The 26,505-nt window shown below is 69.3% G+C and carries 30 protein-coding genes, 1 other RNA gene and 2 riboswitches; of the genes, 13 read left to right on the forward strand and 18 right to left on the reverse strand.

Annotated features, from left to right (window positions below; translation table 11 throughout):
- Positions 1 to 20 precede the first annotated feature (20 nt).
- The 6 genes from F790_RS0101170 to F790_RS0101195 all read right to left on the reverse strand — a co-directional run bounded on the left by F790_RS0101170 (position 21) and on the right by F790_RS0101195 (position 6,359).
- Positions 21 to 791 (reverse strand): 1-acyl-sn-glycerol-3-phosphate acyltransferase, encoded by a 771-nt coding sequence (locus F790_RS0101170; RefSeq protein ID WP_018870885.1) that lies wholly within the window; start codon positions 789 to 791, stop codon positions 21 to 23.
- Positions 792 to 1,098: 307 nt separating this feature from the next.
- Entirely contained in the window at positions 1,099 to 1,647 is a 549-nt protein-coding gene (locus tag F790_RS0101175; RefSeq protein ID WP_019570699.1) for a phosphatase PAP2 family protein, read from the reverse strand.
- Positions 1,625 to 2,839 (reverse strand): glycosyltransferase family 1 protein, encoded by a 1,215-nt coding sequence (locus tag F790_RS0101180; protein WP_019590632.1) that lies wholly within the window; start codon positions 2,837 to 2,839, stop codon positions 1,625 to 1,627. The genes F790_RS0101175 and F790_RS0101180 overlap by 23 nt, the downstream gene beginning before the upstream one ends.
- The gene (locus F790_RS0101185; protein ID WP_019590633.1) at positions 2,833 to 3,642 is read right to left on the reverse strand and encodes a GNAT family N-acetyltransferase; all 810 of its coding nucleotides are present in this window, start codon (positions 3,640 to 3,642) and stop codon (positions 2,833 to 2,835) included. The genes F790_RS0101180 and F790_RS0101185 overlap by 7 nt, the downstream gene beginning before the upstream one ends.
- Positions 3,643 to 3,789: 147 nt before the next feature.
- A complete protein-coding gene (locus tag F790_RS0101190; protein WP_019021116.1) occupies positions 3,790 to 4,203 on the reverse strand; it encodes a rhodanese-like domain-containing protein in 414 nt (137 codons plus the stop codon).
- Positions 4,204 to 4,322: 119 nt separating this feature from the next.
- Positions 4,323 to 6,359: a thioredoxin domain-containing protein gene (locus F790_RS0101195; RefSeq protein WP_019590634.1), complete on the reverse strand. Its 2,037-nt coding sequence runs from the start codon at positions 6,357 to 6,359 to the stop codon at positions 4,323 to 4,325.
- 115 nt (positions 6,360 to 6,474) lie between these two features.
- On the opposite strand from F790_RS0101195, the gene lgt reads away from it, so the two are divergent.
- From lgt to F790_RS0101220, 4 genes are read left to right on the forward strand one after another with little or no spacing between them, the layout of a single operon-like run.
- Positions 6,475 to 7,293, forward strand: a complete 819-nt coding sequence (gene lgt, locus F790_RS0101205) for a prolipoprotein diacylglyceryl transferase (RefSeq protein WP_019021118.1) — start codon at positions 6,475 to 6,477, stop codon at positions 7,291 to 7,293.
- 9 nt (positions 7,294 to 7,302) lie between these two features.
- The gene (locus tag F790_RS0101210) at positions 7,303 to 8,136 is read left to right on the forward strand and encodes a thymidylate synthase (RefSeq protein WP_018870878.1); all 834 of its coding nucleotides are present in this window, start codon (positions 7,303 to 7,305) and stop codon (positions 8,134 to 8,136) included.
- Positions 8,137 to 8,178: 42 nt separating this feature from the next.
- Complete coding sequence (locus tag F790_RS0101215; RefSeq protein ID WP_018870877.1) at positions 8,179 to 8,397, forward strand: type II toxin-antitoxin system HicB family antitoxin; 219 nt, start codon at positions 8,179 to 8,181, stop codon at positions 8,395 to 8,397.
- Positions 8,387 to 8,893 (forward strand): dihydrofolate reductase, encoded by a 507-nt coding sequence (locus F790_RS0101220; RefSeq protein ID WP_019021119.1) that lies wholly within the window; start codon positions 8,387 to 8,389, stop codon positions 8,891 to 8,893. The genes F790_RS0101215 and F790_RS0101220 overlap by 11 nt, the downstream gene beginning before the upstream one ends.
- A 6-nt stretch (positions 8,894 to 8,899) precedes the next feature.
- Here the strand turns inward: F790_RS0101220 and znuB are convergent, their stop codons facing one another.
- Positions 8,900 to 9,724 carry a zinc ABC transporter permease subunit ZnuB gene (gene znuB / locus F790_RS0101225; protein WP_018870875.1) on the reverse strand — a complete coding sequence of 275 codons (825 nt, stop codon included), beginning with the start codon at positions 9,722 to 9,724 and terminating at the stop codon, positions 8,900 to 8,902.
- Complete coding sequence (locus tag F790_RS0101230; RefSeq protein WP_019590105.1) at positions 9,724 to 10,614, reverse strand: ATP-binding cassette domain-containing protein; 891 nt, start codon at positions 10,612 to 10,614, stop codon at positions 9,724 to 9,726. The genes znuB and F790_RS0101230 overlap by 1 nt, the downstream gene beginning before the upstream one ends.
- Before the next feature lie 25 nt (positions 10,615 to 10,639).
- On the opposite strand from F790_RS0101230, the gene F790_RS0101235 reads away from it, so the two are divergent.
- Positions 10,640 to 11,950: a zinc ABC transporter substrate-binding protein gene (locus F790_RS0101235; RefSeq protein ID WP_019590635.1), complete on the forward strand. Its 1,311-nt coding sequence runs from the start codon at positions 10,640 to 10,642 to the stop codon at positions 11,948 to 11,950.
- Positions 11,951 to 12,303: 353 nt separating this feature from the next.
- Here the strand turns inward: F790_RS0101235 and gcvPB are convergent, their stop codons facing one another.
- The 10 genes from gcvPB to F790_RS0101285 form a co-directional block, all read right to left on the reverse strand.
- On the reverse strand, positions 12,304 to 13,815 hold the full coding sequence (gcvPB, locus tag F790_RS0101240) for an aminomethyl-transferring glycine dehydrogenase subunit GcvPB (protein ID WP_019590636.1): 1,512 nt from the start codon (positions 13,813 to 13,815) through the stop codon (positions 12,304 to 12,306).
- Between the two features lie 83 nt (positions 13,816 to 13,898).
- Entirely contained in the window at positions 13,899 to 14,426 is a 528-nt protein-coding gene (gene tpx / locus F790_RS0101245; protein ID WP_018871265.1) for a thiol peroxidase, read from the reverse strand.
- Positions 14,427 to 14,479: 53 nt separating this feature from the next.
- Positions 14,480 to 15,838, reverse strand: coding sequence for an aminomethyl-transferring glycine dehydrogenase subunit GcvPA (gene gcvPA, locus F790_RS0101250; RefSeq protein ID WP_026332815.1), 1,359 nt, complete (start codon positions 15,836 to 15,838; stop codon positions 14,480 to 14,482).
- An 85-nt stretch (positions 15,839 to 15,923) separates the two neighbouring features.
- Positions 15,924 to 16,316 carry a glycine cleavage system protein GcvH gene (gene gcvH / locus F790_RS0101255; RefSeq protein WP_019590638.1) on the reverse strand — a complete coding sequence of 131 codons (393 nt, stop codon included), beginning with the start codon at positions 16,314 to 16,316 and terminating at the stop codon, positions 15,924 to 15,926.
- 65 nt (positions 16,317 to 16,381) lie between these two features.
- Positions 16,382 to 17,485: a glycine cleavage system aminomethyltransferase GcvT gene (gene gcvT, locus F790_RS0101260; protein WP_019590639.1), complete on the reverse strand. Its 1,104-nt coding sequence runs from the start codon at positions 17,483 to 17,485 to the stop codon at positions 16,382 to 16,384.
- An 85-nt stretch (positions 17,486 to 17,570) separates the two neighbouring features.
- Positions 17,571 to 17,682: riboswitch (glycine riboswitch) on the reverse strand.
- A riboswitch (glycine riboswitch) is annotated at positions 17,683 to 17,792 on the reverse strand.
- A gap of 103 nt (positions 17,793 to 17,895) precedes the next feature.
- Positions 17,896 to 19,092 (reverse strand): FAD-dependent oxidoreductase, encoded by a 1,197-nt coding sequence (locus F790_RS0101265; RefSeq protein ID WP_019590640.1) that lies wholly within the window; start codon positions 19,090 to 19,092, stop codon positions 17,896 to 17,898.
- On the reverse strand, positions 19,089 to 20,372 hold the full coding sequence (locus tag F790_RS0101270; RefSeq protein WP_019590641.1) for an FAD-dependent monooxygenase: 1,284 nt from the start codon (positions 20,370 to 20,372) through the stop codon (positions 19,089 to 19,091). Before F790_RS0101270 ends, F790_RS0101265 begins: the two co-directional genes overlap by 4 nt.
- 21 nt (positions 20,373 to 20,393) lie before the next feature.
- On the reverse strand, positions 20,394 to 21,734 hold the full coding sequence (gene pepP / locus F790_RS0101275) for a Xaa-Pro aminopeptidase (RefSeq protein ID WP_019590642.1): 1,341 nt from the start codon (positions 21,732 to 21,734) through the stop codon (positions 20,394 to 20,396).
- Complete coding sequence (locus F790_RS0101280) at positions 21,731 to 22,282, reverse strand: UPF0149 family protein (protein ID WP_018871272.1); 552 nt, start codon at positions 22,280 to 22,282, stop codon at positions 21,731 to 21,733. Before F790_RS0101280 ends, pepP begins: the two co-directional genes overlap by 4 nt.
- Positions 22,282 to 22,569: a hypothetical protein gene (locus tag F790_RS0101285; RefSeq protein ID WP_019021130.1), complete on the reverse strand. Its 288-nt coding sequence runs from the start codon at positions 22,567 to 22,569 to the stop codon at positions 22,282 to 22,284. Before F790_RS0101285 ends, F790_RS0101280 begins: the two co-directional genes overlap by 1 nt.
- Before the next feature lie 139 nt (positions 22,570 to 22,708).
- On the opposite strand from F790_RS0101285, the gene zapB reads away from it, so the two are divergent.
- The 8 genes from zapB (at position 22,709) to F790_RS0101320 (ending at position 26,456) form a co-directional block, all read left to right on the forward strand.
- A complete protein-coding gene (gene zapB, locus F790_RS0101290) occupies positions 22,709 to 22,945 on the forward strand; it encodes a cell division protein ZapB (protein WP_018871274.1) in 237 nt (78 codons plus the stop codon).
- A complete protein-coding gene (locus tag F790_RS0101295; RefSeq protein WP_018871275.1) occupies positions 22,942 to 23,301 on the forward strand; it encodes a cell division protein ZapA in 360 nt (119 codons plus the stop codon). Before zapB ends, F790_RS0101295 begins: the two co-directional genes overlap by 4 nt.
- A 76-nt stretch (positions 23,302 to 23,377) precedes the next feature.
- Positions 23,378 to 23,563, forward strand: a non-coding RNA gene (gene ssrS / locus F790_RS14075) — 6S RNA.
- A gap of 39 nt (positions 23,564 to 23,602) precedes the next feature.
- Positions 23,603 to 24,271, forward strand: coding sequence for a 5-formyltetrahydrofolate cyclo-ligase (locus F790_RS0101300; RefSeq protein ID WP_019590643.1), 669 nt, complete (start codon positions 23,603 to 23,605; stop codon positions 24,269 to 24,271).
- A gap of 18 nt (positions 24,272 to 24,289) precedes the next feature.
- Positions 24,290 to 24,784, forward strand: coding sequence for an EVE domain-containing protein (locus tag F790_RS0101305; protein WP_018871277.1), 495 nt, complete (start codon positions 24,290 to 24,292; stop codon positions 24,782 to 24,784).
- The gene (locus F790_RS0101310) at positions 24,784 to 25,461 is read left to right on the forward strand and encodes a glutathione S-transferase N-terminal domain-containing protein (RefSeq protein ID WP_018871278.1); all 678 of its coding nucleotides are present in this window, start codon (positions 24,784 to 24,786) and stop codon (positions 25,459 to 25,461) included. The genes F790_RS0101305 and F790_RS0101310 overlap by 1 nt, the downstream gene beginning before the upstream one ends.
- Before the next feature lie 153 nt (positions 25,462 to 25,614).
- Positions 25,615 to 25,959 (forward strand): UPF0175 family protein, encoded by a 345-nt coding sequence (locus F790_RS0101315; protein WP_018871279.1) that lies wholly within the window; start codon positions 25,615 to 25,617, stop codon positions 25,957 to 25,959.
- Positions 25,941 to 26,456, forward strand: a complete 516-nt coding sequence (locus F790_RS0101320) for a DUF3368 domain-containing protein (protein ID WP_019590644.1) — start codon at positions 25,941 to 25,943, stop codon at positions 26,454 to 26,456. The genes F790_RS0101315 and F790_RS0101320 overlap by 19 nt, the downstream gene beginning before the upstream one ends.
- Positions 26,457 to 26,505 lie beyond the last annotated feature (49 nt).

A 26,505-nucleotide genomic window follows, 5' to 3' on the forward strand; every position in this document is an offset into this window, starting at 1 on the left:
GAAGCCCCGGACAGACCTCGTCAGCCCCGCCCGGGGCGGGGATCGTCGACCGGCTCCGCGGGCACGCCCAGCGCCTCCACGATCTGCGAACGCGCCGCCTCGGCGAGCTCGCGGCGCGGGCGATCATGCCCCTGCAGCGGCTCCAGCACATGCACGCTCACCCGCGTGCGCGGGCGGCACAGCAGCCGCCACACGTTGGGCACCAGACGATCATGTCCGGCGAAAGCCACCGGCACCGTACCGTCGCTGTAGCTTTCGTAATCCAGCGCCACCGGCTGCACCGGATGCGCGGTCCCCGTGACCGCGGCGAACAGCCGTGGATGAAAGCGGCGCAGCCCGTGTCCCCGGGTCGTCGTGCCCTCGGGGAACACCACGAAATGCCGCCCCGCGTCCAGCCCTTCGCGCATCGCTTCCACGTGCGCCGATGCTTCGTGTCCGCCGCGACGGATGAAGCGCGTACCGTGGCGTCGCGCCAGCCAGCCAATGATCGGCCAGCGGGCGATCTCGGCCTTGGACAGGAAACAGGGGTCCACCGCCGCGCCCAGCAACGGGATATCCAGCCAGGACACATGATTGGCGACCACCAGCGACGCCTCGCGGGGTGGTTCCCCCGCGACCTCGCAGTACACGCCCGCCAGCTGCAGTGCCCTGCGATACCAGGCGCGCCGCACCTGCGAATGCGCCTCGGGGCCGGCGCCCTGTCGCTGCAGCCGCCAGGTGACCCAGACCCCGACCAGCAGATGGCCCAGAATCCGGACGAGTCGGAATATCCCTCTTGCGGTACCTGTCATGCCCTTCCCTTGTGTTGCGGGGCCACGGCCGGATGGCGTGCGCCCGGGTCGCGCCGCTCATGGTAAACGAGACCTGCCGTACCGGTGGACTGCAGGCGTTATCGAAGCGGTTCAGGAAGGACCCGATCCCGGCATCCCGTCGCGGAAGCGGCAGGGAGTGCGGCGGGCTCGACTGGATGGAACGACTCGTTTTGCGCGGCCACCCGGGACTTGCGCTGGCCGCGGCCCCGGTCCTGGAACGCGCCGGCCTGACACTGGCGCTGACGGCCCTGCTGGTGTCGCTGGACAGCGCGCTCGCCCGTGCGCTTCAGACCCGAAGCGGCAGGGGCAACCACGGAACCAGCGCCAGGCTGGCACCGGCGATCAATGCGCCGATCAGGGCCCCCACCGCCACGTCGCTGGGGTAGTGCAGCGCCAGCACCAGGCGCGACATGGCCACCAGCAGCGCGAACGGCACCACCAGCCAGGCCCAGGCCGGCAGCCAGGCCACCAGCACGACCGTGAAACCCACGGCGTGCATGGTGTGCCCGGACGGAAAGCTGAACTCGTCCAGCGCAGGCACCCCCGGCAGCAGGTCGTCGTGGCGCCGGTAAGGCCGCGCCCGGCCGGCCCCCTGCTTGAGTACCCGGTAGAGCGGCATCGACACCAGACCCACGGCCATCATGTGCAGGCTGACCGTCCACGCCCAAATCCCGTGGATCGCCGGCAGTGCAAGCATGATCGCGTACCAGGCCCCGCCATTGCCCAGTCGCGAGACGACGGCAAAGAACCGACTGACGAGCGGATGCCGCGCGAGCCGGTTGCAGTGGCGAGCGACACGGCCGTCGAGATGGTCAACCCGCTGCAGCAGACGCATGCCGCCCCTCCTCCGCAAGGAGTTCTTCCAGCTGGGCGGCGAAATGGGCCACGATGCAGGACCAGTCCAGTCCCTCGGCCCGCAGGCGGGCGGCCTCGCCCATGCCCTTCCAGGCCAGGCGGTCACGCCGACGCTTTTCCGCCAGACGCAGTGCCACTCCGGCGAACGCCTCGCTGTCCCGATCCGCATGACCGGTGACCGGCACCCGCGCACCGTTCTCGCCGTCGCGCAGGTGTTCGCGCGCCGCGGCGCGGTCAAAGGCCAGCACCGGCAGACCGCTGGCCATCGCCTCGATCACCACGTTGCCGAAGGTTTCGGATCGCGAGGCGAACACGAACAGGTCGGCGCTGGCGTAATGGGCCGCCAGGTCCTCGCCGGTACGCATGCCGGCAAAGATCACCTCGGGGTGGCGGGCCTCCAGGGCGGGACGCGACGGTCCGTCCCCGACCATCACCAGACGCGCATTCGGGAGGCGGGTGCGGACCGCTTCCCAGGCGCGAATGACGTCTTCGGGTGACTTCTCCGGCGCCAGCCGGCCCACGCTCATCAGCACCGGCGCGTCCACGCCGCCACCCCATTCCTGGCGCAGGGGCCATGACCGCCGGCCGGGGTGAAACATCGCAGAATCCACCCCCCGCGCCAGCACCCGGACACCGTGAAAGCCGTACGAATCCAGTTCTCTGGCCAGGGTCCGGGTCGGGACCTGGGTGGCATGGCAACGATTATGAAAGCGCCGCAGCACCGCCAGCGCCAGAGGCTCGGCCCAGCGCATGCCGTAATGCCGGGCGTAGCCATCGAATCGGGTGTGAAAGGCCGAACTGACGGGGATGCCGAGGCGGCGGGCGGCGCTCACTGCCGCGTGTCCCAGCGGGCCCTCGGTGGCCACATGCACGACATCGGGCCGCAGGCGTGACCAGCGTCGCAGCAGACGCTGACGCACCGGCAACCCCATGCGCAGGCCCGGATAGCCCGGGAGCGGCAGCCCCGGTACCCGGTATTCGTCTTCCTCCGCCATCGGCTGCGGACCGCGCGCCCGGTCCACCGCCTGACGGGGACGCACGACCTCGGCCTGCCAGCCACATTCGCGGACCCCTTCCACCAGGCGGTGCAGGGTCAGGGCCACGCCGTTGATCTCGGGTGGCCAGGTCTCGGTCACCACGGCCACGCGCGGGCTCGCCGCCATGATCACCATTCCCCCGAGGCGAAGCGACCCGGGCCGGCGGCGTCGCTGCCGGCCCCGGAATGCCACGGCTCCGCCGAGCGGAAGCGGGCCGGGATGTCCGCGCGCCGCAGCAGCATCAGGAGGCTGGCCGCATCCCCGCTGACGTCATGCGACGGCTCGCCGGCGACCTTCGCCCCGAACGCCAGCCACGACCGGGCCAGCGGCGGCAGGCCCTCCGCCGACGGCATGCCGTGCCAGATCGTCAGGGCATTGGGGAGCGGCTTGCGCGGGCTCACGCGGCACCGCGACGGGGTGCGACGGAAATTGCGCAACCAGGCAAGGCTGGCCGGCGTATGGCGATCCAGAGGCAGCGACGTGCGCGCGATCAGGTAGCGGCAGTCGAGGCTTTCCAGCAGACGGGTCACCCCGCGCCAGAGCGCGGCGACCGCCGCTTCACGCTCCTCGAACCCGGGCAGGAAACGGACGCGATCGAGCTCCGCACCGCGCCCGGACAGGGCCATCAGCGGGCCGAGATCGAAGTCCTCGAGGCCCGGGAAGCCGCCAGCCGCAGCCACGGTCTCCTCCACCAGCAGACGGGCACAGGCCACCGGTTCGCGCGTGCCGCGAGCGAATACCAGCAGATGGTGGCCCCAGGCATCCAGCGGGTCACGATCCAGCCCGGCCAGACGCGCCGGCAGACAGCGACCGCGATGCTCCGCCGCGATCCGGAAGCGCAGACGCTGGGCTGCCCGCAGTTCTTCGCGGTCGCTGGCCACGCGCCACTCGTAACCGGGGTCGGCGGAATGTGTCGCATGAAGGGACGAATCGGACATGGCGAAGTCTCCACGGGTCATATCCCGGGAGACTACGGCCATCGGCTTGCAGCGCCTTGACCGGCGCGTGACGTTTGAGTGACCGGGCCGGAGGCAACCGCCGGCTGGCGGCAGCGGCCCGGTCGGGCAGGAAGGGGCGGCTCGGGCCTACGGCAGCTGACCGGTGTAGGCGCCGGATTCGACCGGCAGGTCCTCGCCTTCCCAGGATTTCATCCCGCCGGCGACGTTGACCACGTTGGTGAAGCCCATCTCCTGCAGGCGCAGGACCGACAGGGCGGCGCGACCACCGGTGGCACAGATGATGGCCACGGGCTTCTCGCGCGCGGAGTACAGCGCCTCGATGCGATGCGGGGTATTGGGGTCGGCCGCGCCTTCCAGCAGACCGCGCGGGATCAGCAGCGAATCCGGCACGTGGGCGCGTTCGTATTCATAGGGCTCGCGCACGTCGACCAGGGTCCAGTCCTCGCCCTTCTGGATCGCCTCGTGCAGCTCTTCCGGGGAGATCTCGCGGATGTTCTCGCGTGCCGCGGCGACAAAATCCTTCATCAGCTTTTCGCTCATGGGGCATTCCTTTTGTTCGGTGAAGTTTCGATGGTTGAACGGATAACCCTTGCAGTCTGAGGGCTTCGCCGCCGATTTCAAGCTCAGTGTTTCTCCGGCTCAGTGTTTCTTCGGGGGCGTCATTCGCCCGCCGCCAGACGTTCCGCCAGCGCCGCCGGGTCGTCCACCGGGGGTTCGCAATGCAGACCGCGGCACAGCCAGGCGCGCGGTCCGCCCTCGCGCGGCGCCTTGCCGGCCAGGGCGTCGGGCAGATCGCGGGCATCGTCGGGCACGGGGAAGACCCGCGCCGCGCCATCGGCGGCAGCGATCGTCCGGCGCGCGTCGGCCAGCGCCTCGCCCTGCCCGCGCAGGACCACCAGCGGCGGGGCGTGATAATGCATGTCGAGCGCCACCAGCAGGCTCATGTGGCCCATCGGGGCCTGTTCGATCATCGGCCCGGCATTGGCCAGGGTACCCTCGGCCGCCTCCAGATAGCGCGGCTCGGCCAGCAGATGGCCCAGCCGGATCAGGCACTGCGCGGCGATCCCGTTGCCCGCGGCCATGGCATCGTCGGAATACACCTTGGGCCGCTGGATCAGGGCCTCGTGGTCGCGCGCGGTGTAGAAAAAGCCGCCGCTGGCATCATCGTGGAAATCCTCCATCAGGGCCCCGGCCAGGGTCACGGCCCAGTCCAGAAGCTCGCTGTCCCATTCGGTCTCCAGCAGCGCCAGGGTCGCCTCCAGCAGCGCGGCATAGTCGTCGAGGCAGGCGCGCGGCATGGCCGAGGTCGCCCACTCGCGATAGCTGGCGTACAGGCGGCCATCGTGCCAGTGCAGGCGCCGCACCGCCGCCATTGCGTCCTGTGCCAGCGCCAGCCAGTCGGGACGATCCAGCGCGCGGGCGGCGCGTGCCAGGCCGGTAATCATCAGCGCGTTCCAGCCCGCCAGCAGCTTGTCGTCGCGGTGCGGGCGCACGCGCTGTTCGCGTGCCTCCAGCAGCCGTTCGCGCGCCCGGTCCAGGCGGGACGCCGCCTCCTCCGGGGTGATTCCGAGGGCATCCGCGACGGTGTCCGGCGGCACCACTTCGTGCAGGTGCCAGCGACCCTCGAAGTTGGGCGGCCCCTGCAGGCCCCACACGCGCGCCGCGACGGCCCATTCCTCGGCTGGCAGCAGCGCCTCCACGGTCTCCGGGTCCCAGACATAGAAGCGCCCTTCCTCGCCTTCGGAATCAGCATCCAGGCTGGAACAGAAGGCGCCGCTGGCATCCCGCATCTCGCGCTCGAGCCAGGCCACTGTCTGCTCCGCGACCCGCCGCGAACGGGTGTCGCCGCGCGCCGCGCGCTCGGCGTAGAGCCCCAGCAGCGGCCCGTTGTCGTACAGCATCTTCTCGAAATGCGGGATCATCCAGCGGGTGTCCACCGAATAGCGACAGAACCCGCCGCCGACCTGGTCGAACAGCCCGCCGGCGGCCATCGCGTCCAGGGTGGCGTCCAGCATGCGCCGGGACTCGCCGTCGCCGTGGCGCGCCGCATGCCAGGCCAGCCAGTCGAGCGAGGCCGGATGCGGAAACTTGGGCGCATCGCCGAAACCGCCATGCTCCGCATCGAAGCTCTGCGCCAGTTCCGCGCGGGCCTTGTCCACCACGCTCAGCGCCGGGATGCTGCCGCCCTCCGGGTTGTAGATCCGCGTGAGCGCCTGCTGCAGGGAATCGTTCTGGCGCCGGATCTCCTCCGGGTGTTCGGCGAGGAAATCGGCCACACGGTTGAGCAGGTCGACAAACGACGGCAGGCCGTGCCGCGGCGTGTTCGGGAAGTAGGTCCCGGCGAAAAACGACACCTGGTCCGGGGTCAGGAACACCGTCAGCGGCCAGCCACCCGGGCGCTGCGCCAGCAGCATGTGCGCGTTCTGGTAGATGCGGTCCAGATCGGGCCGCTCCTCGCGATCCACCTTGATGTTCACGTAGCGCCGGTTCATCACCTCCGCGGTCGCCGGATCCTCGAAGGATTCATGCGCCATCACGTGGCACCAGTGGCAGGCGGAGTACCCGATCGACAGCAGGATCGGCTTGTCCTCGGTCCGCGCCCGCTCCAGGGCCTCCTCGCCCCACGGATACCAGTCGACCGGATTGTCCGCGTGCTGTTGCAGATACGGGCTGCTGGCGCCGGCGAGACGGTTCATGGCGACCTCCCTGGAAACGTGGGTGGCGAAAGCCGGGACGAAGACGGTCCCGATGCGTGCGAATGCCTTGCAGGACCGGTAGGATGTGCGGCTGTTTCGGCCACCGCAAGCGCCCATGCCTGTTCACCCGTTTATCGATCCGGTCGCACTCTCCCTGGGCCCGGTCAGCATCCACTGGTACGGGCTGATGTACGTCATCGGATTCCTGGCCTTCTGGGGGCTGGGGGTCTGGCGCGCGCGCGCGCGCAACTGGGATCCGCTGGAGCCACGCCAGGTCGGCGACCTGCTGTTCTGGGGCGCAATCGGCGTGATCATCGGCGGGCGCCTGGGCTACGCGCTGTTCTACAACTTCGACGGCGTGCTGGCCGACCCGCTGAGCCTGATCCGGCTGTGGGAGGGCGGCATGTCCTTCCACGGCGGGCTGATCGGCGTACTGGTCACCGCCTGGCTGTACGCCCGGCACCTGCACCAGCCGTTCTTCCGCCTGACCGATTTCATCGCCCCGCTGATCCCCATCGGCCTGGGCGCCGGGCGCGTGGGCAACTGGATCAACGGCGAGCTGTGGGGCAAGCCCACCGACCTGCCGTGGGCGATGGTCTTCCCCGCGGCCGACTACGTACCCCGGCATCCCTCGCAGCTCTACCAGGCCTTTCTCGAAGGCGTGGTGCTGTTCGTGGTGCTGTGGCTGGTGTCGCGCCAGCCGCGGCGGACCGGCCTGGTCTCGGGCCTGTTCCTGACCCTGTACGGCGCGTTCCGCTTCGTGGTGGAATTCGTGCGCGAACCGGACGCGCACATCGGCTATCTCGCCTTCGGCTGGGTAACCATGGGGCAGGTGCTGTCGCTGCCGGTGATTCTGTTCGGCCTCGGCCTGATCGTCTGGTCGCGCCGCAACCCCCTGCCCGAACCCCGCCCGGACACCTCCGGGAAGCCCTGAGGACGCACCATGCGGCAATACCTGGATCTCGTCCGCCACATCCGCGACCACGGCAGCGACCGCCCGGACCGCACCGGCACCGGGACGCGCTCGGTGTTCGGCTACCAGATGCGCTTCGACCTGGCGCAGGGCTTCCCCCTGGTCACCACCAAGAAGACCCATCTGCGCTCGGTCATCCACGAGCTGCTTTGGTTCCTCGCGGGGGACACCAACGTGGGCTACCTGCGCGACAACAAGGTAACCATCTGGGATGAATGGGCCACCGAGGGCGGTGAACTGGGCCCGATCTACGGCGCCCAGTGGCGTTCCTGGCCACTGCCCGACGGAGGCACCCACGATCAGCTGACGGAGCTGCTGGACAACCTTCGCACCCGCCCGCACTCGCGCCGCCACGTGATCTCCGCATGGAACGTCGCCGACCTGCCGGACGAGACCCGTGCCCCGCAGGAGAACGCGGCCGCCGGCCTTATGGCCCTCGCCCCCTGCCATGCCCTGTTCCAGTTCTACGTGGCCGACGGCCGGCTGTCCTGCCAGCTCTACCAGCGCAGCGCCGACGTGTTCCTGGGCGTGCCCTTCAACATCGCCAGCTATGCCCTGCTGACGCACATGATCGCGCAGGTGGTCGACCTGGCACCCGGCGAATTCGTCCATACCCTGGGCGATGCGCACCTCTACGCCAACCACGCCGAGCAGGTCGACACCCTGCTGGAGCGCGAACCGCTGCCGCTGCCGACCCTGCACCTCAACCCGGAGGTGCGCGACCTGTTCGCGTTCCGCTTCGAGGACATCGAGGTCCGCGACTACCAGTCCCACCCCGCCATCCGCGCCCCCATCGCCATCTAGCCCGCCATGCGCTAGATTGGTTCTGAGGACCGGGAGGCGACCATGAAGCAATACACGGTCATTATCGAGCAGGGCGACAGCGGCTGGGGAGCCTATGTTCCGGACCTCCCGGGCTGCATTGCGACCGGTGACAGCCGCGAGGAAGTCATGGCCGCGATTCGCGAGGCGATCACCATGCACCTGGAAGCCCTGCATGACGAAGGCGAGCCGATTCCCGAACCGCACCATTCCAGCGAAACCGTGCGAATCGATGCAGCCTGAAGCCCGGGGACCCGAGATCCATATCATCGTGGCGCTGGACCCGGATCACGTGATCGGGCGCGACAACGACCTGCCTTGGCGGCTGCCGGACGACCTGCGGCATTTCAAGCGGGTGACCGCCGGCCATCCGGTGATCATGGGCCGGCGCACGTTCGAATCCATCGGCCGGCCGCTGCCGAAGCGCCGCAACCTGGTCCTGACCCGGCAGACCGACTGGCAGCAGCCCGAGGGCGTCGAGGTCTTTTCCGACCTGGACAAAGCGCTGGCGAATATCGATTCGGGTCCGGCGTTCGTCATCGGCGGGGCCGGGCTGTTCGCCGAGGCCCTGCCGCGCACCGGGGTCCTGCACCTGACCCGGGTGCACGAACGCCATCCCGGCGATACGTATTTCCCCGCCATCGATCCCGCAGAATGGACGCTGACCGAGTCGGAATACCACCCGGCCGACGAGCAGCACGCCTGCGCGTTCACCTTCGAGCGTCTGGAGCGGCGCTGAGCCGGATCAGCGCGTGCCGAAGCGCGGCAGCAGCCGCGCGGGTAGCAGCTGCACCAGGATGAAGCCCAGCAGGGCCGCGACCACGATGCTCGGCCCGGTGGGGGTATCCCACTGGAACGACCCCGCGATCCCCGCGCCCACCGCGAGCATGCCCAGGACCCCGGCGAGGATCGCCATCTGCTCCGGGGTGCGGGCGAAGCGTCGCGAGGTCGCCGCCGGGATGATCATCAGCGCCGTGATCAGCAGTACGCCGACCACCTGCATCGCCGCCGCGATCACCAGCGCGATCAGCAGCATCATGCCCAGGCGCACCGGCAGGGCCCGCACGCCCTCCACCCGCGCCAGTTCCTCGTGCACGGTCAGCGCCAGCAGAGGCCGCCAGAGCGCGATCAGCAGCACCAGCGCAATCAGCCCGCCGATGGCGATCGCGAGCAGGTCGTCACGCCCCACCGCGAGGATGTCGCCGAACAGATAGGCCATCAGGTCCACCCGCAGCCCCTCGACGAAGGCCACGGCCACGATCCCCAGCGACAGCGCGCTGTGGGCGAGGATCCCCAGCAGGGTGTCCGAGCCCAGCTCCTGATAGCGCTGCAGGATCACCAGGAGCACCGCGATGGCGATGCACACCAGCGTCACCATCAGGTTGAGATTCAGCCCCAGCAGAAAGCCCAGGGCCACCCCCAGCAGTGCCGAGTGCGACACCGTGTCGCCGAAATAGGCCATGCGCCGCCACACCACGAAGGCGCCCAGCGGCCCCGCGACCACCGCCACCATCAGGCCCGCCAGCACGGCGCGCACCAGGAAGTCGTCCAGCCAGCCGGCGATGTCCATCAGTGACGGCACCCCGGACCGTGTTGCGGATCGTTGCAGGAGGTGTCCGTGCCCTCTCCATCCAGCGGGCGCACCTCGCCGTGCAGGCCGTGCACGTGATTGTGATCGTGGGTGTAGACCGCCAGACCCCGCAGATCCACGCTGGGGAACAGGCGCCGGTATTCCGGATGGCGCGAGACTTCCTCGGGGTTTCCGGTGCAGCAGACATGCTGGTTCAGGCAGATCACCGTCTCGGCACCGGCCATCACGAAATGCAGGTCGTGCGAGACGATCAGCACCCCGCAGCCGGACTCGCGGCGGATGTCGTCCAGCATCGCGAACACATCGCCCTGCCCCACCACGTCGACCCCCTGGGCCGGTTCGTCCAGCACCAGCAGATCGGGCTCGCCCAGCAATGCCCGCGCCAGCAGCACCCGCTGGGTCTCGCCGCCGGACAGCGACTGGATCGGCGAATCGATGAGGTGGCCGACCCCCACCCGCTCCAGCTTGGCCAGCAGTTCACGCCGCGGCAGCCGCTGGCGCATGCGCAGAAAACGATATACCGACAGCGGCAGCACCGGTTCGATCTGCAGCCGCTGAGGCATGTAACCGACCCGCAGATCCGGGGCGCGTTCCACGTGGCCGCCGTCCGGCTGCCACAGTCCCATCAACACACGCAGCAGGCTGGTCTTGCCCGCGCCGTTGGGGCCGATGATCATCGCCGCCTCGCCCGCGTGCACCGCCATCGACACCCGGTCGAGGATCGTCCGTCCGCCCCGCTCCACCGTCACCTCGCGGGCCGCCACCAGCGGCCCGGAACCCCGCTCCGGGCGCGGCCGCGGATGGCGGCCCGCGCGGTGACCGCGTAACCAGTTGTGGACGCTCGCGAACATGATGGTATTGTATAACATCCAGATCCCAGACGGAGCCCCGGTCATGATGCGCAAACGTTTCCCCCTGCTCACCGGCACCCTGGTTGCCATCGCCACGCTGGCCGTACCCGCACAGGCGGACGACCCGCGGGTGGTCTCCAGCATCCTCCCGATCCACGGCCTGGTCGCGGGCCTGGTGGACGACGTAATGGAGGCCGATGTCCTGCTGCCGCCGGATGCCTCACCGCACGGCTACTCCATGCGCCCGTCCGAAGCCCGGCGTCTGCAGAATGCGGACGTGGTGGTCTGGGTCGGGCCCGACCTGGAGACCTTCCTCGAATCACCCCTGCGCAATCGGGGAGAAGGTACCACGGTCGTGACCCTGATGGAGGACATGGACCTCGATCTGCTGCCCACGCGCTCGGGCGGGGTCTGGGAACCGCACGACCACGGTCACGATCATGATGCGGCGCATGAAGAGGCCCGCGAAGAAGGACATGGCGGAGAGCATGACCACGGCCATGACCATGAGCACGGGCATGATCACGACCACGGCCATGACCACGACCACGGCCATGACCACGACCACGGGCATGACCACGAGCACGGGCATGATCATGACCACGGCCATGACCACGACCACGGCCATGACCACGACCACGGCCATGACCACGACCACGGACATGACCACGACCACGGACATGACCACGACCACGACCACGGACATGACCACGACCACGGACATGACCACGACCACGGACATGACCACGACCACGGACATGACCACGACCACGGCCATGACCATGACCACGGGCATGACCAGGAGCACGGGCATGACCAGGAGCACGCACATGGCCACCAGGACGCCCACATCTGGCTGTCGCCCGACAACGCCCGGGCGATCGTGACGCAGCTTGCGGACCGACTCGGGGAGAATTTCCCCGACAAGGCCAGCGCCCTGGAAGACAACCGTGACCGCATGCTGGAACGCATCGACGAGTTCGATGCCGAACTGAAAGAGCGCCTGGAACCGGTGCGCGGCGAGGCCTTCGTAGTGTTCCACGACGCCTACCAGTATTTCGAGGCCCATTACGGCCTGAACGCAGCCGGCTCCATCACCGTCGACCCGTCCCGCAGTCCCGGGGCACGGCGCATCAGCGAACTGCGTGATCGCCTGTCCGCGGACGATGTCACCTGCCTGTTCACCGAACCGCAGTTCCGCCCGGCGCTGGCCGAGACCATCGTGGAAGGACACGCGACGCGCCTGGGTCAACTGGACCCGGTCGGTGTCGACATCCGGCCCGGCCCGGACGCCTGGTTCGAACTGATGGAAGACCTGGCCGACGGCTTCCTCGACTGCATGAAGCGCGAATAAGCCCCATCCGCCAGGGCCGCTCACCCAGCCATTCGCGAGTCGCGCAGCCATCGCCCCCGTCATTGCGAGTCGCCGCAAGGCGACGTGGCAATCCGCCGAAGCGGCCTGCACGCAGGATCAGGGGCTGCGACCGAAGATCGCCACGTCGCTGCGCGACTCGCGATGACAGGAATCCATGCTCGTCGTTGCGAGGTGATCACCGTCTCGCCGTCCTCGTTCGTCCGGCCTGCTCGCGATGACGGGAATTCGTGCTCGTCGTTGCGAGGAGCCGAAGGCGACGTGACAACCTCCGGACCGGTTCCCTGGGCGGGCGGATCGGGCAGGCCCGAAAGCAGGCCCGCCCGGATGGCGCGTCAGCCGTGGGTGCCGCTGCGCGGTTGCGCGCCGGCGGCGTCGCCGGTCGGTTCCTGGTACACCAGGTCGAGCGCCTTGGCCGCCGCCACTTCGTTGAAACGGCGGTTCGGCAGGTTGTGCGGCGACGACTTGATGGTGTCGATGTCGTCCGCCGACTCGGCGAGGATGCAGGCCATCGCCTCGACGAAGGCGTCCAGGGTCTCCTTCGCCTCGGTTTCGGTCGGCTCCACCAGCAGGCATTCCGGCACCAGCAGCGGGAAGTAGGTGGTGGGGGCATGGAAGCCGTGATCCAGGAGCCGCTTGGCCACGTCGCCGGCGGTCAGCCCCGTCTCCTTCGCCTGCTTCTTCAGGGTGACGATGAACTCGTGGGTCGCGCGGCGTTCCGGATAGGCCAGATCAAATCCGGCGGCCCTGAGCTCGCTCGCGAGGTAGTTGGCGTTGAGGGTCGCGAACTCGGCGACCCGAACCATGCCCTCGCGACCCAGCATGCGCATGTACACATAGGCACGCAGCAGCACGCCGGGGTTGCCCATGAACGCGGACAGCCGCCCGATGGTCTCGGGCCGGTCGGCCTCGTCGGCCAGGCGGTAGCCGCCCTGCCCGTCTTCTTCCACAAGCGGCACCGGCATGTACGGCAGCAACCGCTCGCCCACGCCCACCGCGCCGGAACCCGGACCGCCACCGCCGTGCGGCGTGGAGAAGGTCTTGTGCAGGTTCATGTGGATCACGTCGAAGCCCATGTCGCCCGGGCGCACCTTGCCGAGGATGGCGTTGAGGTTGGCGCCGTCGTAATACAGCAGGCCGCCGGCCTCGTGCACGATCTTCGCGATCTCCTCGATGCGGCGCTCGAACACGCCCACGGTGGACGGGTTGGTGAGCATGATCCCGGCGGTCTGCGGACCGACGGCCTCCTTGAGTGCCTCGAGGTTCACGTCGCCGCTGGCATCGGTGGGGATCTCGCGCACTTCGTAGCCGCACATGATCGCGGTGGCCGGGTTGGTGCCGTGCGCGGCGTCGGGCACGATGATCTCGCGGCGCTCGGTGTCGCCGCGGGCATCGTGGTAGGCGCGGATCATGGCCACGCCGGTGAACTCGCCCTGCGCGCCCGCCATCGGCGCCAGCGACACGCCCTGCATGCCGGTGACCTCGCGCAGCATCTCCTGCAGCTCGTACATGGTCTGCAGGAAGCCCTGGCTGTGGCTGGCCGGGGCCAGCGGATGGCGGTTCAGGAACCCGGGCAGCATCGCCAGGCTGTTACAGGCGCGCGGGTTGTATTTCATCGTGCACGAGCCCAGCGGATAGAACTCGGTGTCGATGGAGAAATTCTTCTGCGACAGCCGCGTGTAGTGACGCACCACGTCCAGCTCCGAGGCGGCCGGCAGGCCGGGCGCCGACTTCCGCCGCAGGTTCGCGGGGATGGCCGTGGCCGCGTGTTCCTGCGGCGCCTGGGCCACGGCGGAGCGACCGGCGTGGGAATGTTCGAAGATCAGCTTGGTTTCCGTGGTGTTCATGGCGGTTTCTCGCTTCGGTATTCGGGTAGACGGCGGGCCCCGGCGGATCTGCACCGCGCGGGGCCCGCCGGAGGCCTGTCGCGTTACTGGGTGGGGCTCAGCGTCGCCCGGTCGTCCAGCGCGGCGAAGACCGCGTCGTAGTCGGGTTCGTCGCCGATCTCGGGGACCAGCTGGGCATGCATCACCAGATTGTCGGCATCCAGCACCAGCATCGCGCGGGCGGTGATCCCGGCCAGCGGTCCGTCCTGGATCAGCACGCCGTAGTCCCTGGCGAAATTGCGATCGCGCATCATCGACAGCACCGTGACGCGCTCCAGCCCCTCCACGGAGCAGAAACGGTCCATCGCGAAGGGCAGATCGGCGGAGACGATGAGTGCATGCACGTCGGGGCGCTGTTCGACGAACTGGTTGATCTTCTTGGTCGACTCGGCACACACCGGCGTGTCGAGACTGGGCACGATGTAGATCATCTTGCGCTTGTCGCCGAAATCGGCGAGCGAGACATCATTGAGGTCCTTGCCCGTCAGGTTGAAGTCCGGAGCCGGCGAACCCACGTGGGGCAGGTCGCCGTTGGTGTGGATCGTGTTGCCCTCTAGCTTGGTCTCGGCCATGTCAGCCTCCTCGGCGGTTGGGGTATGGCACGTCGCGTGGAGTGACTCCCCGCTCAGGCCGCGCGGGCCTGCTCGCAGGCAGTCACGTACTGCTCCAGATCGTTCTCGTTCTTGGTCTCGGTGACGCAGGCCAGCACGCAGCCATCCAGCGCCGGGTAGTCGCGCCCCAGGTCGTGCCCGGCGAGCACGCCGGCGTCGGCCATCGCCTGCAGCTGCCCGGCGCCATTGCCACCGAAGTCCAGCGCCACCTCGTGGAAGTATTCGCCGGTGAAGCGCGGCTTGATGCCCTTGGCGGCGAGCTTTTCCACCAGGGCATGGGTGTTGGCGTAGCAGGCCTCGGCCACGCGGGTCAGGCCCTCGTCACCCAGCATGGACATGTGGATGGTCGCGGCCGTCACCACCAGCCCCTGGTTGGTGCAGATGTTGGAGGTGGCCTTGGAGCGGCGGATGTGCTGCTCGCGGGCCTGCAACGTCAGCACGAAGCCCGGCTTGCCGTCGGCATCCTCGGCGCGCCCGACGATGCGCCCCGGCATCTGCCGGATGTGCTTCTTGCGCGTGGTCATGAAGCCGAAATACGGCCCTCCGGAGGACAGCGGCGCGCCCAGCGGCTGGCCTTCGCCGACCACGATGTCGACGCCGTTGCCGCCCCACTCGCCCGGCGGCTTCAGCAGCGCCAGCGAGACCGGATTGACCACCGCGATCACCGGGATCTCGCGCTCCTCGGCCCAGCCGGTCAGGCCATCCACGTCCTCGAGGATGCCGAAGAAGTTCGGCTGGCTGATGATCATCGCGGTGATGTCGTCGTCGGCGTACGCGGCCAGCGCCTCCACCGGGGTCTGTCCGGTGGTCTCGTCGAACGGGACCTCGATCAGCTCGATGCCCTGATTGCCGATCAGGGTGTCGATCACGCGGCGGTACACCGGATTCAGCGCACCCGGGACAAGCACCCGCTTGCTCTTCGACCGGCGGTTGACGCGCACTGCCATCAGCACGGCCTCGGCCAGCGCGGAGGCACCGTCATACAGCGAGGCGTTGGAGGCCTCCATGCCGGTCAGACGGGCCATCATGGTCTGGTACTCGTAAATCAGCTGCAGCGTGCCCTGCGACGCCTCGGCCTGGTAGGGCGTGTAGGCGCTGTAGTACTCGCCGCGGGTGGCGATCTGCCACACGGCCGCCGGGATGTGGTGCTCGTACGCCCCGGCGCCAATGAAATTCGAGGGCATGCCGTCGCGGGCGGCCCGCTCCTGCATCAGGCGGGAGATCCCCATTTCGTTGAGACCCTCGGGGATGCCCTCCAGCGGTGGCGCGCGCAGCCCGGCCGGGATCTCGTCGAACAGATCCTCCACGGAATCGGCGCCGATGGACTCGAGCATCGAACGGATGTCTTCTTCGGTATGCGGGATAAACGGCATGACTTTCTCGCTTTCGCTGACGCGAAGTTCTTCGGCGGCGCCCCGGTGCCAGTCGGACACCGGGGTACGGCCGCCACCGGTGGCTTCAGGATTCGGCTTCGACGTGCGCGGCGTAGGCGTCCGCGTCCATCAGGCCGTCCAGCTCGCCGGCATCCGCCGGCTTCATGCGGAACAGCCAGCCATCCTCGAAGGGCGACTCGTTGACCTTCTCGGGGCTGTCTTCCAGCTCCGCGTTGGTCTCGGTCACCTCGCCCGTGATCGGGGCGTAGATGTCGGAGGCGGCCTTGACCGACTCGACCGTGGCACAGGCCGCGCCGGCCTCCAGGCTGCTGCCGGCCTCGGGGGCCTCGACGAACACCAGATCACCCAGCAGCTCCTGCGCGTGATCGGTGATGCCGACGGTCACGGTGCCGTCGTCTTCGGTACGAACCCATTCGTGGCTCCTGGTGTACTTCAGATCCTTCGGTGCTTCGCTCATGGCGTCTTCCTTATAGCGTTGAAACCCGGTACGCAGTGTAGCGCACTAAAATCGTATGGCTCGCATCAGCCGGAGGGCAGTTCGATCAGCGGTTCGCCGTTGCGCACGAAGCCCGGGCGCACGACCCGCACGGGCAGGTGCTTCCCGCGGATCTCCGCCTCCAGGCGTTCGGCATCGGCCGCGGCGGCCGGCACCCGCGCGAAGCCCACGGACACGCCCAGGCTGGGCGCGAAGCTGCCCGAGGTCACCTCGCCGTCGCCGGCGTCGGTCACGATACGCGTCCCGCCGCGCAGCACGCCGCGGCCTTCCAGCACCACGCCCACCAGGCGCTGCTGCACGCCCGCGGCCTTCTCGCGTTCGATGGCCGCACGACCGATGAAATCACGCTCGGCATCCTTCAGCGCCACGGTCCAGCCGAGGTTGGCGGTCAGCGGGCTGGTCTCGGTGTCCATGTCGGTACCGTAGAGATTCATCCCGGCCTCCAGACGCAGGGTGTCGCGGGCGCCCAGGCCAATGGGGTCGACCCCGGCGTCCAGCAGCGCCTGCCAGAAGCCCTCGGCCTCCGCGGCCGGCAGCATCACCTCGAAGCCGTCCTCGCCGGTGTAGCCGGTCCGCGCAACGAACCACTCGTCGTTCCACACGGCGGAGAACGGCTTGAGCTCGCCCGCGCCGCGCAGGTCTTCCGGCAGCAGCGGCAGCGTCTTGTCCACGGCCTGCGGACCCTGCACCGCGATCAGGGCGAATTCCGGGCGCGGCTCGACGCTGACATCGAAGTCCTGCGCCACCGCCTGCATGTGGGCGATGTCGCTGTCGGCGGTGCCCGCGTTGACCACCGCGCGGTAGGCATCCCCGCCCAGCCAGTAGATGATCAGGTCGTCGATCACGCCGCCGCGCTCGTTCAGCATGCAGCTGTACAGCGCGCGGCCTTCGGTCTTCAGTTTGGCCACGTCGTTGGCCAGCAGATAGCGCAGGAAGGCCTGCGCCTGCGGGCCGTGGATGTCGACCACGCGCATGTGCGACACATCGAACATGCCGGCGCCGGCGCGAACCTTCTTGTGCTCTTCCATCTGCGAGCCGTAATGCAGCGGCATCTCCCAGCCGGCGAAATCGACCAGCTTGGCGCCGGCACGTTCATGGGCGGCATGGAGCGGGGTTTTCTTCAGCGTCATGCTTTTCGTCCTGCAGTTGTTCCGGCGTCGATGGCGTCGCGGTCATCCGCGCATAAAAAAAGGGCGGCCGACAGGATTAACTGCCAGCCGCCCCTCTGTCCTGAAACCTGAGAGTTTGCGCGCCCCGCGGTCCTGTGGACCCGGGCGATCGCCCCCTTCGGTGGGCCGTCTGCCGGCCGCTCTCCAGAGTTCGCCGTTTCACCATCCCGGTCCTGAAGCCTGAGCGATTCCGGGCGGATGTTGCGCCTTCGGCGTCTGCGGCGCGCGCCCGAGGCGCGGCGCGGCAGAACTCTTCCAGGATGATGTGCGGAGCGTTTCGTGCCCCGCTGGCGTAAGATCAATTATAGGCGATCCGGCGCCGGAACCCAATGCCCCGATTCACGCCGGGTCCATGGGATCGGGTCCATGGATCAGCGGCGGATGCCGTCCAGCCCGAACGCGCGCAGCGCGAGCTGGCGCTTGACCGGGACCAGCCCGTTCACCAGCCGCACCCCGGCGCCGCGCAGCTCCGGCAGACCGGCACGGCGGGTGCCGAACAGCAGGCGGAAGCCGTCCATCGCGCGCTGCATCATCGCGTTCTCCGGGCGCCGCGCGCGGGTGTAGGCGCGCAGCCCGCGCGGATCGCCGGGATCACGCCGGTTGGGGCCGGCAAGCTGGCGCAGCAGCGCATCGACATCGGCCAGCCCCAGATTGAGCCCCTGCCCCGCGAGCGGATGGATGGTGTGCGCCGCGTCCCCGGCCAGCACCACCCGCCCGGCGAAATAGTCGCGCGCATGGCGCGCCACCAGCGGGAAGCTGGCGCGCGGCGAGGTGCCGGTCACCGGGCCGGGACCGCCGTCGATCGCGTTCGACAGCTCGCGGATAAAGGTCGCATCATCCATCGCCATCACGTCATCGGCCTCGGGCTCCGGCAGCGACCAGACGATGGAACAGCGCCCGTCACCCAGCGGCAGGAAGGCCAGGATGCGCTCGTCGTCGAAGCGCTGCCAGGCGGTGTCACCATGGCCCTGCGCGGTCTCCACCGTGGCCACCACCCCGCGCGCGTGGTACGGGCGTTCGCTGACCGCGATGCCCGCGCGTTCGCGCAGGGCCGAACGAGCCCCGTCGGCCGCCACCACCAGGCGCGCCGAGGCCAGCGGCGCATGGCCCTCGGCGTAGACATCCACCCGATCGGGCCGCAGGTCCACACTGCGCCACGCGGTCTCCGACCACAGCGCCACGCCGCGCTCGCGCAGGGCTTGCCACAGCACCGCCTCCAGCGCCGCGTTCTCCACCGTCCAGCCCAGCTCGGGCACGCCCAGGTCATCCGCGTCGAAGCGGATATGCGCAGGGCCGTGCGCGTCCCACACCTGCATGCCGGAGAACGCATGGGCGCGGTTCGCCGCCAGGGCTTCCTGCACCCCCAGACAATCCAGCAGGCCCATGGCGGCGGCGTTGAGCGTGACCACCCGGGTCACCGGCGCGGTCGCCGGATCGAACGCCGGCGCCGGTCCGCGCTCCAGCACCGCCACCCGCATGCCCGCGCGGGCGCAACCAAGAGCGGTGGCCAGGCCGGTGGCGCCACCGCCTACCACCAGCACGTCCAGCGGTTCGCCGGCGCGCGTCATGCCCGCGTCTCCGGCAGCCGCGACAGGGTATGCCGCGGCACCGGCCGCAGCCCCATCGCCCCGCGCGCGAAGGCATCGCGCAGCGGCGGCACCCGGTCGACCGTCATCATGCCCAGCCCCAGGGCATGGCCCAGCAGCCCGTCAACATGGCGCATCCCGCGGGCGAGGAAATCGGTCACCCCGACGATGCGGCGGATGTCGCCCTCGCGCCGGCGCGCCCAGGCCTCCAGCACGTGCCGCCCGCCGGGATCGGCCACGAACGCGGGGCGCCCGTCGGGCTGCGCGCCCTCGCGCAGTACGCCCAGCAGATCGGCCACGTCGCGCAGCGCCAGGTTCAGCCCCTGCCCCGCCACCGGATGCACCGAGTGAGCCGCGTTGCCCAGCAGCAGCGCGCGCTCGGCGAACGGCTGCGGCGCATGCATCCGCTGCAGCGGGAAACGCAGCACGCCCCCCGCCGGGTGCAGCCGCCCCAGCGCCCAGCCGAAGCCTCCCTGCAACGCCGCCATGCGCGCCGATTCATCCAGCTCCAGGCGGGCGTCACAGACCTCCGGCGGGGCCACCCAGACCACGTTCATGCGCCCGTCGGCCTGCGGCAGCAGCGCCACCGGCCCCTCGTCGGTAAAGCGTTCGAAGGCCTCGCCGTCGTGCGCACGCGAGGGCCGCACGTCGAACACCAGGGCATCGGCATCGTAGCGGTGGCGCTGCACCGGGATGCCCAGCGCCTCGCGGGTCGGCGAGCCCACGCCGTCGGCGGCGATCAGCAGCCGCGCGCGGCAGGACCACGCCCCGTCGGGCCCCTCCAGGTGCAGGCGGCGCGCGCCGTCCGCGGCCGCCTCCACGCCCGCCAGGGTGGTGGCGTGATGACTGGCCACCCCCGCCGCATCCCGGGCCCGCGCCAGCAGGGGATCCAGCGCCGCGGCCGGCACCACCTGCCCCAGGGCCTCGCGGCCCATCTGCGCGGCATCCATGCGCACCCGGCCCAGCCCGCCGCGGCGGCTGACCACGATGCGCCGGATGGGCGCGGCGGTGGTCGCCAGCTCCGCCCAGTAGCCGAGATCGTCCAGCAGGGTCACCGAGCCGGCCGCCAGGGCATAGCCGCGGGTGTCCTCGCGCGGGACGGCCGGATCCGGCGCCGGGCCGCGTTCGAACAGCCTTACCGTGTAGCCGGCGCGCGCCAGGGTACAGGCCGCCAGCCCGCCCACCGGCCCGCCACCGACCACGGCGATGTCGGTCTCGGTTTGCGTTTGAGTTTGCGTTCCGCGATTCACGGTGGCCTCCATGCGCGTCCCTCTGCCCCGGTTTCAGCGACGCCCGGCCGCGCCGTCGGCCATGCAGGCCTCGATGGCCTCCACGGTCTTCGGGCAGGCCTCGGTCAGCACCTCGTGCCCGTCGCGGGTCACGGCCACGTCGTCCTCGATGCGCACGCCGATCCCGCGCAGGTCCTCCGGGGCCTCGCAGTACGGGCCGAAATACAGCCCGGGCTCGACGGTCATCACCATCCCCGGCTCCAGCTGCCGCCAGGCCTCGCCCACGCGGTAGTCGCCCACATCGTGCACGTCCAGCCCCAGCCAGTGGCCGGTGCGGTGCATGAAGAACGGGCGATACGCCTCGTCCTCGATCAGCGCATCCAGCTCGCCCTCGAGCACGCCCAGATCCCGCAGCCCGCGGGTCAGCTCGCGCACCGCGACGTCGTGCGGATCGTTCCAGTGATGCCCGGGCCGCACCGCGTCGATGGCGGCGCGCTGCGCGTCGAGCACGATCTCGTAGACTTCGCGCTGGCGCCCGCCGAAGCGCCCGCCCACCGGGAAGGTGCGGGTGATGTCCGAGGCATAGCCGCGGTGCTCACAACCGGCGTCGATCAGCAGCAGATCGCCGTCGCGCAGCACGTCGTGGTTCTCGATGTAGTGCAGGATGCAGCCGTTCTCGCCACCGCCGACGATGGACGGATACGCCGCCTCGGTACCGTGGCGATGGAACTCGTGGGTGATCTCGGCGGCCACCTGGTATTCGGTCATGCCCGGGCGGCAGGCCTGCATCGCGCGCTTGTGCGCCCCCACCGAGATCGCCGCGGCGTGGCGCATCATCTTCAGTTCCGGGGCCTTCTTGAACAGGCGCTGCTCGTGCAGGTGGTGTTCCAGCGCGGCGAACTCGTGCGGCACCCGCACCCCGCTGCGCGCCGCGCGCCGGCGCACCTGCTGCAACCAGCCGAACAGCCGCCGGTCGAAGCCTTCGTCGCGGCCGAACGGCGCGCACAGCTCGCGGCGGTTCTCCATCAGTCCGGGCAGGATCTCGTCGATGTCGTCCACCGGGAAGGCGCAGTCGGCCCCGAAGTGCTCCATCGCCCCGTCGGGCCCCGCGCGGCGCCCGGTCCAGGTCTCCATCTTCGGATCCCGATCGCGGCAGAACAGGATGTATTCCCCGGCCTCGCGCCCCGGGGCCAGCACCGCGATGGCGTCCGGTTCCTCGAAATCAGTCAGATAGAGGAAATCGGAGTTCTGCCGGAACGGGTACTCGACGTCGCGGTTGCGAGTGGTCTCCACCGCGCCCGGGATCACGATCAGGGCATCGCGCCCGGCCGCGCGCATCAGGCGCTGGCGGCGACGGGCCAGTTCACCGGCGGGGATCTGCGGCGCGCGGCTCATTGCATCGGGATCCGGGTCGGGTTCTCGGGGGCCAGCTCGTCGGCGATCAGCAGCACGCCCACGCGCACGTATTCGGACAGCTCCTCGAAGTCCTTCTCCGAGGCCTCGCTGTCCTCCGGCTCGGGATCCATGCGCGCGATCTCGGCCAGATCCCGCAGGATCTCCGCCGACTCTGCCGACGGCTTGAGCCCGCCCAGCCGCGGCGTCTGCCCCAGCCCGCTGATGAAACCGTCGGCCCATTCCGACAGCGCCTGGGCGCGGGTCTCGATCTCCGCGTCCTCCGGCACCAGCGGAGCAAAACCGAGCTCGATGTCGTACAGCTGCGCCAGCAGATGCCGGCGCAGCTCGTCCACCAGCCGGTCGAATGCCTCGGCGGGGTTCTCGGTCAGCGGCAGCGCCTCGCCCAGCGACTTGATCAGGAGGTCATTGCCGGCCTCGGGGTCCGCCACCAGGCAGCCGGTGATCAGGCCATGGGCCGAGGCCGGGGTCTGCGCGAACCCCATGGTGCGCAGGCCGTGGGCCAGACGTTCTTCCCAGGACTGCGCCATCAGAAGGCCTCCAGACGGGCTTCGTAAGGAAACAGCAGAAAGCGGTAAAGATCATCGCCCAGCTGCAGATGGGTGAACTGCGGCTCACCCAGGCGGATCTCGCTGGAACCGGTCGCGGACAGCGCCGTCAGGCCGAAGCGCTTGTCACGGATCAGGTCCTCCAGCAGCTGTTCCAGCTCGCCGCGCGGGATCGTGCCGGTGTTGTCCACCACCCGGCACGGCTTGCCGTTGTGGGCCGTGCCTTCGATGATCGTGGCGTCGGGTGCGGGTTCGGGAGGCTGTGTCATGGGTCATATTCTGGCCACCCCCTGCGCGGGTCGCAACACAACCCGCCGGTGTTTCGGTTGACGGTTCCGCCGACCCCCTCCTAGACTCCGGGATTCAGGGACTTCGCTCCCGTTTTTCAAGCCCGAGGCCCGCCCCGCCATGTCCGACAGCGCTTCTTCCGGCAGCCACGCGCCCGATGCCCTCGACCGTCTCGAGGCCGCGATCCTGCGCCTGCTGGACGACAACGCCGAACTGCGCGAGGAAAACCGGGCGCTGCACGAACAGGTGCGCCAGCTGCGTACCGAACGTGCGACCTACCGCGAACGCAACGAGCAGGCCCGCCACCGGGTCGAGACCATGATCGCCCGCCTGCGGGCGATGGAGCAGTCCGAATGAGCCAGTCCGAGCCGGTCCGCATCACCATCATGGGCAAGGAGTACCACGTCGCCTGCCCGCCCGAGGAGCGCGCCGACCTGTTCGCCTCCGCGTCCCTGATCGACGAGCGCATGCGCGAACTGCGTGACGGCGGGCGCGTGGTCGGGGCCGAGCGCATCGCGGTGATGGTCGCGCTCAACCTCGCCCACGAAAAGCTCGAGTGCCAGGAAGAGCTGGAACGGATGAAAAAGGGCGGGGCCGACGCCCCCGAACGCCTGCACGCGCTGGCCGAACGCATCGAACAGAACCTGGACCGTGGCACGGACGCCGGCACCGGCAGTCAGGCCGAGACCGGCACCACCCGCTCGGAGCCCTGATTCCCGCCACCGGATTCCCCTTCCGCGGGGCCGGGTTGAGCACGCCCCGGGCATCTGGTCCATAATGATCCCGGACGCGTCGCTGCGGCGTTCGAACGTGGCCGGGTGGTACCCTTGAGCCTTAATGCAACACCCAGGGACCGAGTTCTTCCGTTTCGCTGTGCAGGTCCGCCCCCGAGCGGAAAGCCTAAAGATTCGGAGACTTCTCCCACCTGAACCGCTGGTTCAAGGTCGAAGGCCACGACGGCGCCCGCGGGGCGCGTCCTCTTTTTTCCTGCCCATCCCCATGACCCTCACGGCCATGTCCACCACCGCGCACGCCCCCGATATCGACGCCCTCGCCCGCGAGGACGCCCGCCGGCTCCGGCGCGAACTGCGCCGTCGGCGTGCCGCGCTGTCCGACACTCGCCTGGACTCGCACAACCGCGCGATCAGCGGTCACCTGCTGAAATGGCTGGAACGCTGGCAACCGCGCTGCATCGGCGCCTACCGCGGCCTGCGCGGCGAGGTCGACCTGACCGCGCTGACCTGCGCCCTGGCCAGGCGCGGCACGCGCATCGCCCTGCCGGTGATGGACACCCGCCGCGACGGCCGCATGCATTTCCACGAATGGCACCCCGAAGACCGCCTGTGCCACAACGGCTTCGGCATCGCCGAGCCCTGCCCCGGTGCGCCGCGGGTCTGGCGCCGCGAGATGCAGGTGGTGCTGATGCCGCTGGTCGCCTTCGACCGCCACGGCAACCGCATGGGCATGGGGGCCGGCTACTACGACCGCTACTTCGCCCGGCGGCGCTTCGGCATCCACCGCCCGCGCCTGATCGGCGTGGCCCATGGCCTGCAGCAGGTCGAGGCCCTGCCGGTGCAGCCCTGGGACGTGCCGCTGGATGCCGTGGTCACCGAGACCGGCTGGCATGTATTCCCCCGGCACGGACAGGCCATTGCTACCCTGCAGACACCTGACAACGACTGATTCAAGGAACGCGACGACATGGGCTACTGGCTGATGAAATCCGAACCCGACGAGTTCGGCATCGACGATCTCGAACGCGTGGGCGTGGAGCCCTGGGACGGGATCCGCAACTACCAGGTGCGCAACATGATGCGCGACGAGATGAAGAAGGGCGATCTCGCCTTCTTCTACCACTCCAATGCCAAACCCCCGGGCATCGTCGGCATCATGCGCATCGAGAACGAGGCCTACCCGGACTACTGCGCGTTCGATCCCGAGGACAAGCACTACGACCCGAAGAGCGATCCCGACAACCCGCGCTGGCTGCGGGTGGACGTCGCCTTCGAGGAGAAATTCGACGACATCCTCACCCTCGACTGGCTCAAGCAGCAGCCGGAGCTGGCCGACTGCCCGCTGGTGCGCCGCGGCAACCGCCTGTCGGTGATGCCGCTGACCGAGGATCAGTGGGATTTCATCCTCGCCAACGCGAAACGCGGACAGACCCGAGGTGGAACAAACCGGGGCTCCGCCTGATGGCGACGCTCTACCACTTCGCCCACGACCCCAAGGCCGACCGCATCCGCCTGGCCTGCGGGTACAAGGGCGCGGCGCTCGAGACCCGCGCGGTGGACTGGTTCGACGACGAGACCTTCTTCGAGCTGGGCATCGCGCGGCAGTCCCCGGTGCTCGCCACCGACGACGGCGCCCTGCATACCGACACCACGGCGGCCCTGCGCGCGATCGACGAGCTGTTCCCGAGCGGCGAACCGCTGTCCGCGGGGATCATCGCCGAAGACGCCTGGCAGGCCCTGCTCGACTGGCGTGCCCGCGTGGACGTCGTGCTCGAACGCCTGTACGCCCCGCTGGCCCCCGGCTACCACGGCATCGGCCAGGACGCCGATGCCCTCGCCGACTTCAAGGCGAACGTGGAACACCGCTTCGGCATGAGCGTGGAGGAACTCGCCAACGACCGCTACGACGGCTACCAGCAGCTGGCCCGGCTGAGCCGCCTGCCCGAGCTCGCCCGCCACCTGGCCGCCAATGGTTTCTATCTCGGCCACCCGTCCATCGCCGACTGCGTGATCGCCGCCGACCTCTACCCCCTGCAGATGCACGACGGCATCAACCTGCCGGTGGACATGATGTACTACCTGCGCCGGGTCGAGGAGACTTTCGCCACCCGGCTCGACGCCCAGTGGCTCGCCCGCTGAACCACCCCGACCAGCGCCGCGTCATTTCCGCGCCAGCTCCCGGGTGCGCAACCTCGCCATCGAGGACTACCACAGCGAGAAGCTGAGCGGATTGCCGGGAAGCATGGACAGGACTAGTATTGATCCTGACTACCATTCCCATGGAGGATTCCCATGGAAGTCGTGAACGTTAGCGGCCTCAAGAACAATCCCACCGGCGCCCTGCGCAAGTCCCACGAAACGCCGGTGGTGGTCATGAACCGGGACCGTCCCGATGCCCTCATCCTGGGATTGAACGATGCGGGGGAACTCGACGCGCCGGGTGTCAAGGTGGCCCTGGCCACCGCCCTGTTCCGTGACGGGCACCTCTCCCTGGCGCGTGCGGCGCGTCTCGCCGAGTTCGCCACGGCCGACTTCGCGCGCCATCTTTCCCGGCTCGGGATTCCCGTCGTGGACCTGAATGGCACGGAAGCGGACCACGATATGGATACCCTCGACGAATGGCTCGCCTCGTCCTGAGCGACGCCAGCCCTTTGATCGGGCTTTCGTTCGTCGATGGGCTGGAATGGTTGCCCCGTCTGTTCGGGACGGTCGGGATTCCGGAGGAGGTCGCCCGCGAGGTGCTGCCCGGCCAGGGAAGGCCCGGGGAATCCGCCATCGCCGCCGCGATGGACGCCGGCTGGCTGTGCCTCCGGGAAGGGCCGCGCTCATCAACACCGTTACCCGAACTGGATGAAGGCGAAGCAGCCTGTATCCGGATGGCCCTCGGCCACGATGAACCCGCCCTGGTGCTCATGGATGAACGGATGGGCCGCGCCCTTGCCCTTGAGGCCGGTATTCGTGTGGCGGGGACCGCCGCCGTGATCGGGATGGCGCGCCGCCAGGGTCTGATCCCGTCCGCACGCGCGGTTTTCGAACGGCTTCACCAGTCGGAGTTCCGCATCGCGGCCGACGTCATACGCACGGTGCTTGACCGCGTCGGCGAAGGCGAACAGGGCAGGGGCGCTGGTCGCTGACTGGTCCGTCCTCGGGGACAGCGAGGCGCACTGCGTCGCCGGTGGCACC

The sequence above is a fragment of the Thioalkalivibrio sp. ALE20 genome (assembly GCF_000381405.1).
Taxonomy (GTDB): domain Bacteria; phylum Pseudomonadota; class Gammaproteobacteria; order Ectothiorhodospirales; family Ectothiorhodospiraceae; genus Thioalkalivibrio.